Source organism: Geminocystis sp. GBBB08 (assembly GCF_016743215.1).
GTDB lineage: Bacteria > Cyanobacteriota > Cyanobacteriia > Cyanobacteriales > Cyanobacteriaceae > Geminocystis.
The window spans coordinates 1-16,767 of the sequence record NZ_VRZC01000080.1; the positions used below are offsets into that span (position 1 = coordinate 1).

Genomic DNA, 16,767 nt, shown 5'->3' on the forward strand with positions numbered 1-16,767 from the left:
TTTTTTCTATAATATGGTTAAAGGTTATAAAGATAAGATTTCTTGTTAGTTGTCTTTTACCGACAATGATGGATTTTCCTGAATGTATGTTGTAGTTTCATCAAAATGTTTTATTGACATCTCCCTTAATTAAAAATTTTGAGCTGATAAATGATGAAATTAACTTGATTTATCGTTCTTTTTGGTTTTATTATTTATTGCAGAAGTCTAATAATCCTTGACAAGCATCTAATAATAAATCAATGACATAATCAAATCCTGATTCTCCTCCATAATAGGGATCAGGTACTTCTTGATCTGGAAATTTTGTGGTAAAATCACACATTAACTTTATTTTATGTTTATATTTACCTTGTCGATCAAGAGCTAAAATATCGAAATAATTAGATTTATCCATTGCTAAAATAAAGTCATAATATTCAAGATCAAAATCTTCTATTTGCCTAGCTTTTCCTTTTAATTCGATGCCTCTTTTTTTTGCCGCAATTTTCATTCTTTTATCAGGAGAAGAACCAATATGGTATCTTGATGTACCAGCAGAATCACATTCAAATTGATTTCTTAAACCTTGTTTTTCGATTAAATAATTCATGATATTTTCCGCAGAAGGAGAGCGACAAATATTTCCTAAACAAACAAAAAGTAATTTAGTTTTTTGCATAAAATAATTACAAAGTTTAGTTATTACTTATTACTTATTACTTAATTTACATTCCAGGTAAACCTAAATTACCAGTCAAAGCTTCCATTTTTTCTCTCATAATATCGGTAGATTTTTGATGCGCATCTTTAACGGCAGCAGTGACAATTTGAGACAATTCCGAAGCAGTTTTAGTTAAGGCTTCTTCCTTGATTTCCACAGATTGAGGTTCTTGATTACCATTTACTACAACAATCACTAAACTATCACTACTTTGTCCTTCAATGCGTAAAGTTTCTAATTCTTCTTGAAGTTTTTTAGCATCATCTTGTATTTGTTGAGCTTTTTGAAAGGCTTGGGCTAATTCTTTCATTCTACCTAAACCGAAGCCAAATCCTTGTCCTTTTTGATTAGTCATATTTTTTAGTAGTTTATATTTTCAATATTATAGGTTAACAACAAAATTAATTTATGGTTGAATCAAAGCATAAAGGTGTTTTTCGCTCTGGTTATAAAGACTCAAACGCAAAGATTTATAAGTTTTCGAGTTATAATTTTTTGTTTTCCTTCTCTTCTGGTTTGAGTCAGTAATTTTTTATCTTAGCTTATAGGTTGCACTGCAGAAACGGAAAAACCTTTTTTATTTAATTCTTCTGTTAAAGCAAAATGATTTTGTACTCTATCTACAAATAATACCCCATTGAGATGATCCATTTCATGCTGAATTACTCTTGACAATAAGCCCATAGCTTTGATTTTTTTTTGTTTACCATATTCATCTTTATAAGCAACTTCGATGATGCGAGGACGAGTAACTTCTAAGAAAACTTGAGGAATACTTAAACAACCTTCTTCCATGACACATAAATCTTTACTAACTTTCTTGATTTCAGGGTTAATTAAAATCATTGGCGGATTGTTGGGATTATCTGGTTGGCAGTCAATGACGATAATTTGTTTATTGACACCAATTTGAGGTGCAGCTAAACCAATACCATTTTCGCTATACATGGTTTGTAACATCTCTTTTGCTAATTCTCGAATACTTTCATCAATTTTCGCAACTCTTTTAGCGGATTGACGTAAAACTTTATCTCCTAAATAGTGTACTTCAAGGGGGGGATTGTCTAATTTTTCTTTTTCAACTACTAAACTTGTATTCATTTTTAATGATAAATAATACTATTTTTATCTTCTATTATTTTAAAATTTTAACTTGATTTTTGTACCATTTGATTAATAAAAAATTAGATAACTAAGGATCAGGAATTATTAACTTCAGATTATCCTTTACAATTAAATTTAGTGTCTTTATCTTTGCGTTTTTGCTACGAGTGCGAAAGAAAATTTTTTATCTAATTTTTTTTACTATATGGAAGAATCATCAAAAATTCCTAGTCTTAAAGCTATTGTTTCTCGGATTCAATCTTTTCCTTCACCAAAAACAGAAGAGTCTATTTTATTAAGAATCTTAGTGCAAACTATGGTAATTGTAGGAATTATCGCTACGGATGTTGCTGCCAGGGGAGAGTCGGCGATGAGTTTTTGGGCGATTCCTTTAAGTATTTTCGGTGCTGTTATTAGTTGGCGAAGACGGAAAAAGAAAAATATCAGTCTTAAGTTTAGTTTGGCTATCGCCATGATTGTAGCATTAATAATCTTTTTAGGCAATCTTTTAGAAAATATATTTGATAATCGCTTAGTGTTAGCAGAATTTTTAGTACAATTACAGGTTTTACATAGTTTTGATTTACCGAGAAGAAAAGACTTAGGTTACTCGATGATTATTGGTTTAATCTTAATCGGTGTGTCGGCTACTTTATCACAAACTTTGGCATTTGCACCTTGGTTATTACTATTTTTATTGATAGCAATTCCGACAATGATATTAGATTATCGCTCAAGAATGGGTTTAAGAATATGGGAAAAGGAATATAAACAAATTCAAGAAGAAAAAAATAAGAGTAAAAAAGAAAAATTGTTACAAAATTCTGTCTTATCTCCAAAAAAGTTAGTCAGTTTTGTCTTAATTGTCATGATTTTAGGCTTATCTTTATTTGCTATCATGCCTCGTTATCCGGGTTATAAATTACAAAGTTTTCCGATGAATGCACCTGATGGATTACAAAAAAAATTTACACCAGAAGAAAGGGGTAGAGGTATTGTTAGCCCGGGTTATAATCGTGATGGTAGTCGTCAGGGTAATGGAGATTCCATTGGTGATGGAGGTAGTGGTGATAATCTTGATTCTTCTTACTATGGTTTTAACACTACTATCAATCAAAATTTGCAAGGAAATATTTTACAGAAAAAAATTGTCTTAAGAATACGCTCTCAAGCACCGGGTTTTTGGCGAGTTTTGGCTTTTGACCATTATAATGGACAAGGATGGGAAATTTCCAGAGAAGATCAAACTATTGATATTAATAGAAATCGTTGGAATTATCAATTTAGTTTAGATGTGCCTTTTGTTAAAGGAGATGTTAAAAGAATTATTCAGACTTATACCGTAGTTTCTGATTTACCTAATATTATCCCTGTTTTAAAATATCCTCAATTTCTTTATTTTCCTACAGAACAAATTGCTTTAGATAGTGAGGGTAGTTTGCGATCGCCAGCTGGACTAATTGAGGGTTTAACTTACACCACAATATCACAAGTACCTTATCGAAGTCAAACAGATTTAAAAGAAGCTGGAAATAATTATCCGACATCTATTCTTAAATATCAATTAGGGATACCGATGGAGATAAAAGAAAAAGTGAAAGAAAAAGCAGAGGCATTACTAGCAAAATCACCCTATCCATTAAAATCTAACTACGAAAAGGCTTTATATTTAGCCCAAGCTATTAAACAAAACTATCAAATTCAACCAAACATTCCTCTACTAAAAGAAGGAGAAGATTTAACTTTAGCGTTTTTGGAAAAGGGCGGTGGTTATCAAGATCATTTTGCTACAGTTTACACGATGATGTTGCGTTCATTAAATATTCCGGCTCGTTTAGTTGTGGGCTTTGCTAGTGGACAATTTAACCCCTTTACTGGTTATTATGTTGTACATAATACTGATGCTCATGCCTTAACAGAAGTTTATTTTCCTAACTACGGATGGCATTATTTTGATCCTTTACCCGGTCATGAAATTATACCACCATCTTTTGAAGATGACAATACCTTCGGAGTTTTAGGGCAATTATGGAATTGGGTAGCTAGTTGGTTACCTTCCCCTATCACTAATTTTCTGACTATTTTATTTGGTAAAATATTTAACACTATTACTAACTTTTTTGGTGCTGGTTGGATAGTTAAACTTTGGCAATTTTTAACAGGAAGTTTAGTGGGTATTTTGATAGGATTTTTAGGATTAATTATCATTGCTTTTATTAGTTGGTTAACATGGAATGTTACTCAAAAGTTATTATATCGCTTCCAATTAACTAAACTTAATCCAGTAGCAAAAATTTATCGAGAAATGTTAGATTTATTAAGAGATAAAGGATATAAAAAAAATCCTGCTCAAACTCCCTTAGAATATGCCTATACTCTAATGGAATTTTTAACTATTGAACAAATAGAAATTGTTATGTTAATTACCAATAGTTATGTACAATGGCGTTATGGAAATCTTCCTATTAATATAGATTATTTACAGTCTCAATTTAATTTATTAAGTCGTAGTTTTACTCAGAAAAAAATAAACTATATAGTATCTTAAATGATTTATTAAACCTACCCTTGCCTAACGGCATCTCCTTAATAGGGGAAACTTAGAGATTAACTTTTTATTTCTCATAACTCATAAAGGAATATCGTAGTATTTTAATTTTATAGATATGCACACTTACAATTTTAAGGGATAAATCACTTACTACAAATAATTTTTATTTTACTTCTAATTTTGTCGAGGCACTACGCCCAAATTCTTCTGGTGCATATTGTAAATTTACTTGCGCACCACCCCAATCAAATTTTCCTTGAGTGACTGAACGTACTAGATAATGTAAATTATACACTCCTGGATCTAATCGATCGCCATAAGCGACAATTTTATCCGGATAGATTTGTTGATAGTTGATTTGCCAACTGTTTTCTTCTGCCTGAAAATAGTTACTAGAGGTTTGAAAATTGCTATCAATAGCTTCTAATCCGGCAGGAAGAGGATCATTTATCATAAGATGGTTAATAGGATGATCAGTGATAATTTCTAATTCTAAATCGAAGATATTTCCTACGGGTATAGTAACAGTTTTATCGGAAGCATAAAGCCCTATTTTTTCAATGATATTTTGTTGATTTACAGGGCGAATATAACGAGTAACTCTTAATCCATTTAAACGCCCTGATTGATTACCGGGTAAAAAATATTTGTAAGTAGTTAAATAATGTAAAATACCATCTCCAGATTTTGTTAAAATAAGCTCATTTTTTCCTTTAAGTAAATTTTGAGGGGGAATTTTTAAGTCATAATTAGATAATTTATAGCCTTTAAAGTTGATATTTTCTAAAAATTGGTTATTGAGTTTGACTGTTGCTTTAAAGTTAGGTAGAATAGGCTGTAATTGACTATATTCAACTAATGCCATTAATGCTTGAGCATTTTCAAAGCTATTATTCCAAACACCATTACGTCTCATGGCTAATAATCCTTGTAATAAGCTATCAACTTTTTCTGAGGGTTTTTTTAGGGCAATAAATAGACGTAATGCTTCAGCTTGAGTGATAGTATTTGAGTTAAGCCAATCCCAATTTAAAGGTAAATTAATGGTAGAATTTCGCCCTGTTATATAAATATTTTTTTGAATATCACTAATCAGACTTTCTGTTTTAGTTTCCCATTGAGGAAATTGAGTAAGATAACGGGCTAGTTTTATTTGATGAAGAAAATCTAAGTCATTTTTTTGCTCATATATAGACTGTAAAAAGTCGCTTCTTTTTTGCCCTAAATTATCTAAGGCAATTAAGGCATTTAAACGAATTTGGTTTTTACAAATTAAGTTATTACATAAGTTATATTCATCGGGATTTGCTAAAATTTTCTCTAAATATTTAGTCAAAGAATTTAATAAATTTTCATCAACTTTTAACCCAGCTAATTGTGCTTGAGCTAAACTATTAGCTAAATAAGGTGTTAAAAAAACATCAGATTTTTCTGCTGTGGGAAAAGAAGCAAATCCACCATCTTCTCTTTGTAAATTTTCGATTATTTCTAAGGCGTTATTAGCTTTTATAATTGGCTCAAAATCTGTCAAAATTACGTTATTGGTTTCCTTAAGAATTTGTAAATTTGCACCAATCATTAATTGACTACCGTAAGGCCTAAAAATTGGTATTTACTCTTTATTAAAAAGTGTTATTGCGGTTAAATTTATATCAGGAATTAAGCTACTAGCTAAACTAATTTCTAAGCCTTCAACATCAGATATTAGTTGATTATCAACATTTATAGGAATTTTTACCTCATTTTCTGTCATACCAGATATAATTACTTGTTCGCTTACTTCTAAATTTTTAACTTCTAAAGGCACTTCAAAAGCATCTTTTTCTTGATTATTTAAGTCTGTGATAAATGTTATCTTTCCTTCCCCAACTTTATCAGCATTTAAAGGAAAATGATAGGCTTTAGTGCCTGATTCTACTTGAGTTTTTAACTGAGAATTTTTAGTAAATTTAAAATTATTAGAGACATTTCCATTTATGGTTAAATTCCCTAACTTGTCTGTTAAATTTGTGACAGATACCCCCCCTAAAAATTCATCTCCTAATCGCACAAATTGAGGCAAAATTGCGTTAGTAGTAAGGGGTTTTTGAGTCATAAAACTGTTTTCACCATTACCAAAATGTAAGTTTCCATCGGTAGCAACAGCTATTATTTTCCAAGTAGTTAAGTCATCAGGTAAAGTAAAATTAACACTAGCTTTTCCATTATCATCGGTCAAAATAGAGCCATTATAATAAGCTAAAGCCTGAAAATCTGTGCGAATTTGCGTATTACCAATTCCTACCGACTCGCCGCCTCCGTATCCCCAGCCTTTTTGTAGTGGAGAAGCAGGGGACTTCAAAATTACTTGAGGACGATTATCTGTTAAACGTGTTGATATATCTTGATCTGCGTAAACAATTTTTACTAAATCAGGAGGACTATAGCCTGTTAATTGTAGTATTGCTTCATTGACAGCCATGAGAGTAATTTGTCCTTCAATGGGATTACCTTGATAATCTTTCAATTCTAAATCAATAGTTTGTTCTGTAGTAGGTTTTATTATTGCTTCTTGGGGCGTTACTTTCACTTCTAAATATTGCTCTTTTAAGTTGAGGTTAAAGGGTGTAAAACCAATACGCACCAAATTTTTAACTTCATTGGGTTCTGTTTGTGATAATAGTGTACCTTGTCGCACTAAAACTGCTTCTACCGCTGCGTTGGGTAACATTTCAGGGGTGATAGTAAATTGAATTTTAGGTGCACCTCCTATTACTTTTTGGGTTGTATGATAAATAGTGTTATGACGAATCACGGAAAAATATAATTCAGCTTCAGGATAAGGTGACTCTATTAAGGCTGTTGCTGTTTCTCCTACTTGATAGGTTTGTTTGTCTAATTGAATTATTAATCGATTATTATCGTAGCGTTCACTCCAAGTAACGGGATTATCACCTGTTACCCAAATTTGTAAATCTGTAGCTGAAAGAGCATTTTTACTATTGACAAAATTTGCTTGAATACGATAAGAACCAGAATCAGAAGGAGTAAAAGAAACTGTTTGTATTTCACTACTTGATGTAACTTCCTGCTGTGCCACATTTTTATATTCTACTTGTTGATGAGAAGTGCTACTTCCTTCTTCTAATTTAGTGACATTGCTGTAATTCATAGATTGTAATGCTATCTTCACTTTTTCCTCCGTAATAATCTTTCCAGTTACATCTGTGACGATGAATTTAACAGGAAAAGATTGCCCTGTATTAGCAACAAAATCACTTTGTAAACCGATGAGTTTCTCACTAGGCAAAGCGGTAAAAGTTTGACTATTTGATACCGATAAGTTAGAGACATCCGTAACTTGTGCTTCTACTTGATAAGTCATGGGATAGGCTAAATCTTGTGCTACTGTAATTTGTTGAGTGTTATTACCAGCAGTATCCAAAATTTCACTTTGTTGTAACACTTCGTTAGGCACTTCTGGGGATTCTTCAGGGAAAAACCATTGACGACCAAAATTAAATTTATCCCAATTTTTTGGTGTAAAATTAGCTTTTTGGCGTGTAATATAATAATTAACTTTACCTCCTTGAACTGGTGAACCAAAAAAGTAATTACTATTAGTACTAACCATTATTTTATCATTAACAAAAGCAAATTCTTGATCTAATTTTAAGTCAACTTTAAAGTTAGGTGGTTTAAATTTAGCTACTCGAAAATCTCCATAAATTTCAACCCCTGTTTTTGTTTTAGCTACTAAGGAGTAGTTACCTAGTGGTTGATTTTTAGCTAAAGGTAATTCTAAAGAAAATGTACCAAATTTATTAGTGGTTTTTTTTCCTAAATCAATTTCTTTACCATCAGGATTAGTTAAAGTTATTTGATAAGAAATATTTTGATCTTGTTGTAAAATTCCATTTTTTAAGTAATAAGCAGTACCAGTAAAATAAGCCTTTTCTCCGGGTTGATATAATTGACGATCTGAAAAAATAATACCTCTGGAAATTGGTTTTTTATCATCCCAACCTGTATTAATTCCATACTCATAAGCACCACTATATTCATTAGTTCTAGCAAATGCCCAATCATCATTTTCTCTAGCAATTACTAATAGCTTTGGAGGCTCATTATTACTAAGACAATTACGCCAATTTTCACCCTCAATGATGGCAGTGCCAGTTTTATTAGTTGTAGTAATTGTACATGGTTGAGTAGGATATTTTTCCCCTTTATTTTCTATTTTTGATTCATAGATTTCTACGGTAGCATTATTGACTGGTAAACCATCAGATAAATGATGAACTTTGATTAAGCCAGAATCAGGAAACCATTGAGCAAATACACCTAAATTTGTTAATTGTACTAAACCATAAAATTCAGGCTCACGCCAAAATATTTCACCTTTTTCACTATAACTATTAGTCTTCGCTTTGACTCCATAGGCTAACATTCCAGTGGGATTATTGAGCTTTTCTTTTAAGGGAATAATATTCTCATAAACTTCATTCGTTTTTCCTTTTGCTGTAAAATTAGGCCATGTTTTTGAGCTAGGTAATAAATCGTTACTTTGCCCAGTAGGGTAAGCAGATTCACTATAAACTAAATCTTCTGGTTCAATAATTTTATAACTAGCTTGATACTGAGCATTAGGTAAATTTACTGTCGAAATATTTAATTGTAAATCAGTTTCTGAAGGAAAAATATTTAAGTCACTTGCAGCCCAAATATCAGGAGCAATATTTCCTGTTTGATATTTTAAAGTAATGGGTTTGTCTAAAGTTTGATTAAATTTATCTTTCAGTTTAGAATCGATAATAATTGTATAGTTTGTATTTGGCTCTAACGCCCAAGGATTAATACTTATATAATTATATTCATCATAGGCTTGAAATAATTTTACATCTTTTTTAGGAGCAGGATTAATGGTTATATTTTCTATAGCTGATGAGGCTATTAAACCATTATTAAATTTTAATTGAGGACTACCATTAACAAATCTTCCATAAACTCCATATTGATCAGGTTTACCATAATTTTCGATTTTATCAAAGGCTAAAGGTGCATAGGTAAATACTTCACTAGAAAAAGGAAATTCACTGATTAAATTACCGTTAACTGGGCGTAAACCTTTATCGAACTTTAATTGATACTTCGTACCCTTATTTAAGGTTTTTTGAGGTTTAATATTATAAATCCATTGAGAGGAATAAAGATCAAATGTTTCTGATGATTTTTGGCTATATTCTGTATTTTTATCTTGAGGTTTTAATGCAACTTTGATGTTAATTTTTTCTTGATTGTCTGAAGAATTTAAACTAATCTTATTTTCAAGAGAATTAAGATCTAATTCTACATTAGAAGTAAACTCTAAAATCGGTTTTATATCAATGGGTTCAATTTGTTCATCGGAATCTTTAGTTTTACCCGGAAGGTTAGTTAATTTTATCGTTTCAGTAGTAAAAGTCCAAGCTAAATCTTCTGCTAAAGTATTATTTTTTAAGTCTGATAAACCAGATTTTAAAGTAACTTTAATTCTTGTGGCTTTTGGTAATGCCTTATCTGCTTGAAAACCTACCATTTTTGGTGTTAAAATACGAAATTGACCAGCTAAAGGAGGTAATATTTCAAACTTAGTTAATAAATTTTCTTGTTGAGGTGTATCAAGTTTTTCAAGAGGAATTAAAGGATTTTTAAAGCGAATTAAAATCTGAGACAAGGGTTTAGCTTCATTAATGGGAGTAATTTGCTCAATCCAATTAGGTAAAGTGGGCAAAGGTATAGAAGAAACTGATGGTAAAGGCTCTTTTTCTCCTTGAATACTCAATAGGTTACATCCTACGATAAAAATGCAGGCAATAACACTCAAAATTAAGTATTTTCCGTATTTAATAATTTTACGAATTTTACCTTTTGCTAACATTTATTTTTCCCAATGATTCATAACTTTGTGATAGCAAATTTCAAAAGGAGATGACTCAAATAGACACAATTCTTATGATTTAACCTTGATGATACTTTTGCTAAGATGGAATTAATAAAAGTTAGTATTATTTATCACTATGCAAACTGAAGAATTAGATAATGTTAAGCTAAATTTTCAACAACTAGCTTTAGAACAAATTAGCTCAATTGTACAAAAAAGAAGTAAGAATTATCCGACAATTTCCTTATTGAAATGATGAAACTTCCCCAACGGCTAAGGATAATTATTCAGTTAGTTTATCAACATCTTTGGCAACGACGCAGTGCTAAAATAAGGGTATTGTTAATTTTAATCTTTTTATCATTAATTGTGCGATGGCTTCCGTATTTTGCACCAATTACAGAAAAAGATATTCAACAAGATCAACAAGCTATTGAATTTAGTGATCGCAATGGTTTACCTTTAGGAACTATTTTAACCCGTGATCAAGATCATACTTCAATCATTACTCTTGATCAAGCTTCGCCGATTTTTATTGAAGCTATTTTAGCCACGGAAGACGCTGGATTTTATTATCATGGTGCCTTAGATTTTAAGGCAATTGTGCGATCGATTTATCAAGCTATAGAAGCAAAAAAAGTCATTAGTGGTGCTTCTACCATTACTATGCAGTTAGCGAGAATGCTTGAACCTTCTCCTCGTATTTTACCAGCAAAATTGAAGGAAATCTGGCTTTCTTGGCGATTAACAGCAGGAATGAATAAAGATGCTATCTTACAAGCCTACATTAATCGTTTACCCATGGGAAGCAATATTTATGGATTAGAAGCTGCTTCTCGTATTTATTTCGGTATTTCCGCTAAAGATTTAAACCTCGCCCAAGGAAGTATTTTAGCAGCTATTCCCAATAATCCCACCCATCTTAATCCTTATATTGGTTGGGAATCTCTCAAAAAACGACAAAAATATGTACTTAAACGCATGACGCAAGAAGGTTATATTAGCTCAACTCAAGCCCAAAAAGCCTATGAAGAAGAAATCCCTTTACAACCTCGTCAACAAGGAATAATCGCTGCCCCTCATTTTCTCTTTTGGTTAGCTAGTCAATTACCATCACAACATCCCAACCAAATTCAGACAACTATTGATTTACCTTTACAGAAATTTGTGGAAACTCAAGTTAGAGAAGTAATTCGTACTCTTAAACCTAATAATGTGCATCAAGGGGCTGCTTTAGTAATTGATAATCAGACAGGAGAAGTGTTAGCTTATGTAGGCTCTAAAGATTATTTTGCCGAAGAAGAATTAGGTAGAAATGATGGTGTACAAGCCTTACGACAACCTGGTTCTACTTTGAAACCTTTTTTATATCAATTTGCCTTAGAAAAACGTTTAATTCGTGGTAACAGTGTTTTAGCTGATGTGCCGACTCATTATGCCATTCCAGGTGCAAAATTGTATAGTCCTAGTGACTATAGTGAAACTTTTTCAGGGCCAGTTAGAGTTAGAATAGCGTTAGCTAATTCCTTAAATATTCCTGCAGTGCGTGTTTTAGAAAAAGTTGGTGTCGAAAATTTTTTAACTCGATTACAGAAATTGGGTTTTGAGCATCTGAATCAACCACCAGAATATTACGGATTAGGTTTAATTCTTGGTAGTGGAGAAGTCTCTTTATGGGAATTAGCCCGGGCTTATCGTCTTATGGCTAAAAGTGGAAATAACTCATTAACCTTAATGACTATTAAATCAGAATTATTCTTAAACAATAACTATTCTATAATAAAAAACAGTCAAAGGTTATCAACTTCACCCCAATCATCCCCCTCAACCCCGTCATCAAGTTGGGCATTAATTACAGATATGTTAAGCGATCGCTATGCTCGTAGTAAGGCTTTTGGAATTGATTCGATTCTGAATTTACCCTTTCCAGCAGCAGTAAAAACAGGCACATCATCTAATTTTCGGGATACTTGGACAATTGGATTTACTTCTGATTATACTGTAGCTACTTGGGTAGGTAATTTTGATGGGCAACCGATGCGTCAAGTATCTGGGGTGATGGGTGCTGCACCTCTTTGGAATCGAATTTTACTACATTTACACGAACAAAAACTTCCTCAACCTTTTCACTCACCAGAGGGTATGGTAAAACGCCCTATCTGTGCCCTTTCAGGTTTAAAACCAACACCTCCTTGTCCTTCTATTGTGCAAGAATATTTTTATAGTGAGGATTTGACTGATTATGAAAATAAGCCTGATACTTTTTATGAGTCAATTTCAGAGAACAAAAACTCTCTATCTCGTCTTAATTTACCTTCAGAATATAATGAATGGTTAGCTAAACAACCTATTTCTGATTTAATGCCGACAAATTTAAGAATTTTATTTCCTCGTAACGGTGATATTTTTTTATTAGATAGTAATAATAAAGAACAAAAATTAGAATTTCAATTGGGAGGAAAAATAGATAAATCGGTGGAATTATGGTTAAATGGTAAAAAAATAGGGACAAATATTAGTAACTCTTTTTTTTGGGAATTAAAAGAAGGTTTATGGACTTTAGAAATTAGAAAAGGAAAAATAGTTGATCAAGTGTCTTTTGAGGTAAAATTAGCTAAAGTGAGATCTCCTTATCGTGGATTTTCTACTAGCAAAAAGCCATAAAAGTTAAAATAAATATTATTTAAAAATCTCTCTTATCCTATAAATAGGTCGTTTTTGAGATTCATGATAAGTGCGCATTAATAACTCAGCTAATAAACCAAAAGAAAATAATTGCACTCCAGTTAAGATTAATAAAACACATAATATCAGTAAAGGTCGATCGCCAATACTTCGATTTAAACCAAGTTTTATAAAAGTAAGATAAACACCGATAAAAACCCCAAGAATAAGAGAAATTAAACCAAAAAAACCAAAAACGTGCATAGGGCGAGTAAGAAACTTTTTCATGAAAAATACTGTTAATAAATCCATAATTACTCGAAAAGTGCGCCCCAAGCCGTATTTACTTTTACCAAAACGTCTAGGATGATGATTAACGGGAATTTCTGTAATTTTTGCTCCTTCAATATAAGCTAAGGCTGGGAGAAAACGATGTAATTCACCATATAAATTAAGATCAGCAATTAACTCTGCGCGATATGCTTTAAGAGAGCATCCATAATCATGTAATTTTACTCCGGTAATTTTACCAATAATAAGATTAGCAATTTTTGAAGGTAAAAGACGAGTTAAAGCATCATCTTGACGATTTTTACGCCAACCGCTAACTAAATCATAACCTTCCTCTAACTTACTTAATAATAAAGGTATATCGGCAGGATCATTTTGTAAATCTCCATCAAGAGTAATAATAACTTTCCCCATCGCATTTTCAAAACCTGCCGCCATTGCAGGAGTTTGCCCATAATTTTTGCGTAAGATAATTCCTTTGACATGGAGATTGTTATTAGAAATATCTTTTAAGACATTAACAGATTCATCTTGAGAGCCATCATCAACACAGAGAATTTCATAAGTTAAGCTGGTGTTTTGTAAACTGTTAACAATAGCCTTGATAAGGAGTGGTATATTTTCAGCTTCATTATAAATAGGGATAACCAGAGATAAATCCATAATAATTAGGAATGAGGAATTAGAAATGAGGAGAAGAAAAAAGTAGGAAAATCATGAGGTAAAATGTTTATTCGACAATTAAGAATTATTTACTGCTTAATTTTAAGGTGGCATATATAAGGAAAATAATTCCAATATTAATAGAAATATCAGCAATATTAAAAACAGGAAAATTAATTAAACGAAAATCAAGAAAATCAACAACATAGCTAAAGAAAAATCTATCAATGCCGTTACCGAAAGCACCAGCTAAAATAAAACCATAAGCTAATTGTTCGATTTGTGACAACTTTTCTCGCCATGCCAAAATAATTAAACCGAGACTAACAAGTAAAGATAACCACCGTAGCCAACTGGCGCCTCCTTGAAAGAAACTAAAAGCGGCACCCGTATTTTGCACATAAGTTAAGTGAAAAACGCCCTGCCATAAAGGGAAAGTATCTCCCACATTGGCAAAATTAATAAGGATTAGATATTTAGTAATTTGATCTAAAATTAAAGTAATTATTGCGACTATCCAAAAAGAAGGATTTTTCCTCATAAATTTAATTAATAAAACTTTGCGTCTTTGCACCTTTGCGAGAAATTCCTTTAAATCTTAAACATAGATTGAGAATGCTGATCTAAAATTAATAAAATAATATTAGCCTAAAAATAAAAGCCACCACCGACACGGCACAAATTAAAGCTAATTGAGCGGGAAAAGGAGTGATAGAATACCAATTAATGGCATCCCATAAATAAGTATCACTTAAAACATTACCAAAAAAAGGAGTGATAGAGGTATATAGGAGAAGATAAACAATACCGCAAAGATGAATTATTAATAAACCTAAAAAGGCACTCATGGCAAATAATTCTAAACGACGTTTACCAGGTAACACCAAAAATCCGCATAACCAAGCACCTGGAATAAAGCCTAAAATATAACCAAAACTGGGATATTGAAAATAGTCAATACTTCCTCCTTGATAAAATACGGGTAACTTAAATAAACCAAGAATAACATAAGAAATTTGTGCATAGGCTGCCGCATTTTTCCCGCCAACTAATCCAGTAAAAAACACTCCTGCTAATTGATAGGTGATACCGAGGGAAGAAGGTTTTAAATTTTCTAATTCACTGCTAGTGAGAGGTAAAACCATAAAAACTTCAACAAATGTACCAAAAATGGTTAACATTAAGCCAATTAAGGCGAAAAAAAACTCATTGATAGGGGATATTTTCTGCGGTGGTAAGCTGTTATTCTTCACAATCTCAATAATATTAAGAAGTAGTAAAACAAAACCAAAATAACATAATATCTTATCTCTGTTGATAATTAAGAATTAAGAATGAACAATGAGGAATGATAAGCAAGACGCTTATAATAGGCAATGGGCAATGGGCAATAGCTAAATTCTAAATTCTAAGATTTTCATCGCCTTCAAATTAATTCAACATACCCAAATTATGACTTCCTACGGTTTGAATAATGTTCAACTATTCACTATCCATTATTCACCCTATCACTATTCACCCATCACTATCTATTACCTATTATCTATAACTTAACAGGAGTTTCGCCACCTTTTAAGCCTAATTCTGCTAACATAGAATGATCATCTTCGGGAGATTGTCCTAAAGTAGTAAGATAATTACCGATTAACATGGCATTTATCCCTGATTTTAAGCCTTGACGTTGCCATTCTCCTAAGACAGCTTCTCTACCTCCGGCGTAACGTAGTATTTGTGTAGGTAAAATAAACCGAAAAATGGCGATCGCCTTCACAGCTTCTAAGGGAGTTAATTTTTTGGCATCACCGAGGGGAGTGCCTTCTCTAGGATTAAGCAAATTAATTGGCACAGACTCGACTTCTAAATCTTTCAGAGAAAGGGCTAAATCGACTCTATCTGCCCATGTTTCTCCCATGCCTATGATCCCCCCCGTACAGGCTTGAATACCTGCCTTTTTGAGGTTTTTAACGGTATCTACTCGATCGTTCCATGTATGGGTAGTAACGATTTTATCATAAAAATTACTAGAGGATTCCAAATTATGATTATAACGGGTAACACCGACTTCTTTCAAGCCTTGAGCTTGTTCGAGGGTAACTTCACCTAAAGCACAACAGGGTTTAACATTAGTTTCATCGATGATTTGCTTAACAGTAGCTAAAATTTCTTCAAATTCATTACTTTTAGGGCTATTATATTTTAATCCTCGCCCCTGAGATACTAAACAAAATCTTTTTGCACCAGCAGCATCGGCGGCTTTAGCATATTCTAAAATTTCTTCTCTCGATTTTAAGCCATAGATGGGAGAGTCTTTTCCTTGATGATGCACCGATTGCGAACAAAAACTGCAATTTTCTGAACAATTACCAGATTTTATGTTAACTATACTGCATAAATCCACAATATTGCCACAACAGGCTTTACGAATACCATCGGCGTATTCACATAATGACAATATATCGTCTTCTCCTTCTATTTCCGTCAAACTTAACGCTTCTTCCCGACTGATGTTATAACCGTTAATAATTTTACTGCTTAATTGTTTTAACCATTGGGTTAATGTAGTTTTTTGAATTATTTTTAGTTTACTAATCTTATTTATCACCAATACTTCTCTCCTTAATAATCTCTATTCAATGGCTAATTATATAGTGAAGAGGGAATAGTTAATAGTGGTAAAGGTAATTCATTAATCACCCTTATAGTAGATACAAACTGTCATTTATTAGTATCACATTGCACTCCAAGCATCGTACCTAAAACCTCGGTCGCTAAGGGCTGCGCTGCGAAATCATTCTACCAAACTCTGGGTTTAAACTTACTATCATTTAAAATAACCACATTTTCCCCTGATTGAGCTAAGACATATAAACCTTTACGATAAGCATAATT

The 16,767-nt window shown here is 32.1% G+C and carries 11 protein-coding genes; 2 read left to right on the forward strand and 9 right to left on the reverse strand.

The window, feature by feature from the left end; translation table 11 throughout:
- Nucleotides 1–190 precede the first annotated feature (190 nt).
- The 3 genes from FWJ34_RS11445 to def form a co-directional block, all read right to left on the reverse strand.
- Entirely contained in the window at nt 191–661 is a 471-nt protein-coding gene (locus tag FWJ34_RS11445; RefSeq protein ID WP_308255451.1) for a low molecular weight protein-tyrosine-phosphatase, read from the reverse strand.
- A 46-nt stretch (nt 662–707) separates the two neighbouring features.
- Complete coding sequence (locus tag FWJ34_RS11450; RefSeq protein WP_308255452.1) at nt 708–1,058, reverse strand: YbaB/EbfC family nucleoid-associated protein; 351 nt, start codon at nt 1,056–1,058, stop codon at nt 708–710.
- Nucleotides 1,059–1,240: 182 nt separating this feature from the next.
- Nucleotides 1,241–1,804 (reverse strand): peptide deformylase, encoded by a 564-nt coding sequence (def, locus tag FWJ34_RS11455; RefSeq protein WP_308255453.1) that lies wholly within the window; start codon nt 1,802–1,804, stop codon nt 1,241–1,243.
- A 208-nt stretch (nt 1,805–2,012) separates the two neighbouring features.
- Between def and FWJ34_RS11460 the strand changes: the two genes are divergently transcribed.
- Nucleotides 2,013–4,355: a DUF3488 and DUF4129 domain-containing transglutaminase family protein gene (locus FWJ34_RS11460; protein WP_308255454.1), complete on the forward strand. Its 2,343-nt coding sequence runs from the start codon at nt 2,013–2,015 to the stop codon at nt 4,353–4,355.
- A 166-nt stretch (nt 4,356–4,521) separates the two neighbouring features.
- Here the strand turns inward: FWJ34_RS11460 and FWJ34_RS11465 are convergent, their stop codons facing one another.
- A complete protein-coding gene (locus FWJ34_RS11465) occupies nt 4,522–5,937 on the reverse strand; it encodes a hypothetical protein (RefSeq protein ID WP_308255455.1) in 1,416 nt (471 codons plus the stop codon).
- Nucleotides 5,938–5,970: 33 nt separating this feature from the next.
- On the reverse strand, nt 5,971–10,257 hold the full coding sequence (locus FWJ34_RS11470; protein ID WP_308255456.1) for an MG2 domain-containing protein: 4,287 nt from the start codon (nt 10,255–10,257) through the stop codon (nt 5,971–5,973).
- 255 nt (nt 10,258–10,512) lie between these two features.
- Between FWJ34_RS11470 and pbpC the strand changes: the two genes are divergently transcribed.
- Nucleotides 10,513–12,924, forward strand: a complete 2,412-nt coding sequence (pbpC, locus tag FWJ34_RS11475) for a penicillin-binding protein 1C (protein WP_308255457.1) — start codon at nt 10,513–10,515, stop codon at nt 12,922–12,924.
- A gap of 15 nt (nt 12,925–12,939) precedes the next feature.
- Here the strand turns inward: pbpC and FWJ34_RS11480 are convergent, their stop codons facing one another.
- The 4 genes from FWJ34_RS11480 to bioB form a co-directional block, all read right to left on the reverse strand.
- Nucleotides 12,940–13,878 (reverse strand): glycosyltransferase family 2 protein, encoded by a 939-nt coding sequence (locus FWJ34_RS11480; RefSeq protein ID WP_308255458.1) that lies wholly within the window; start codon nt 13,876–13,878, stop codon nt 12,940–12,942.
- An 85-nt stretch (nt 13,879–13,963) separates the two neighbouring features.
- Nucleotides 13,964–14,419 (reverse strand): signal peptidase II, encoded by a 456-nt coding sequence (lspA, locus tag FWJ34_RS11485; protein WP_308255459.1) that lies wholly within the window; start codon nt 14,417–14,419, stop codon nt 13,964–13,966.
- 88 nt (nt 14,420–14,507) lie between these two features.
- Nucleotides 14,508–15,131 carry a biotin transporter BioY gene (locus tag FWJ34_RS11490; protein ID WP_308255460.1) on the reverse strand — a complete coding sequence of 208 codons (624 nt, stop codon included), beginning with the start codon at nt 15,129–15,131 and terminating at the stop codon, nt 14,508–14,510.
- 290 nt (nt 15,132–15,421) lie between these two features.
- On the reverse strand, nt 15,422–16,480 hold the full coding sequence (bioB, locus tag FWJ34_RS11495; protein ID WP_308255461.1) for a biotin synthase BioB: 1,059 nt from the start codon (nt 16,478–16,480) through the stop codon (nt 15,422–15,424).
- Between the last annotated feature and the right edge of the window lie 287 nt (nt 16,481–16,767).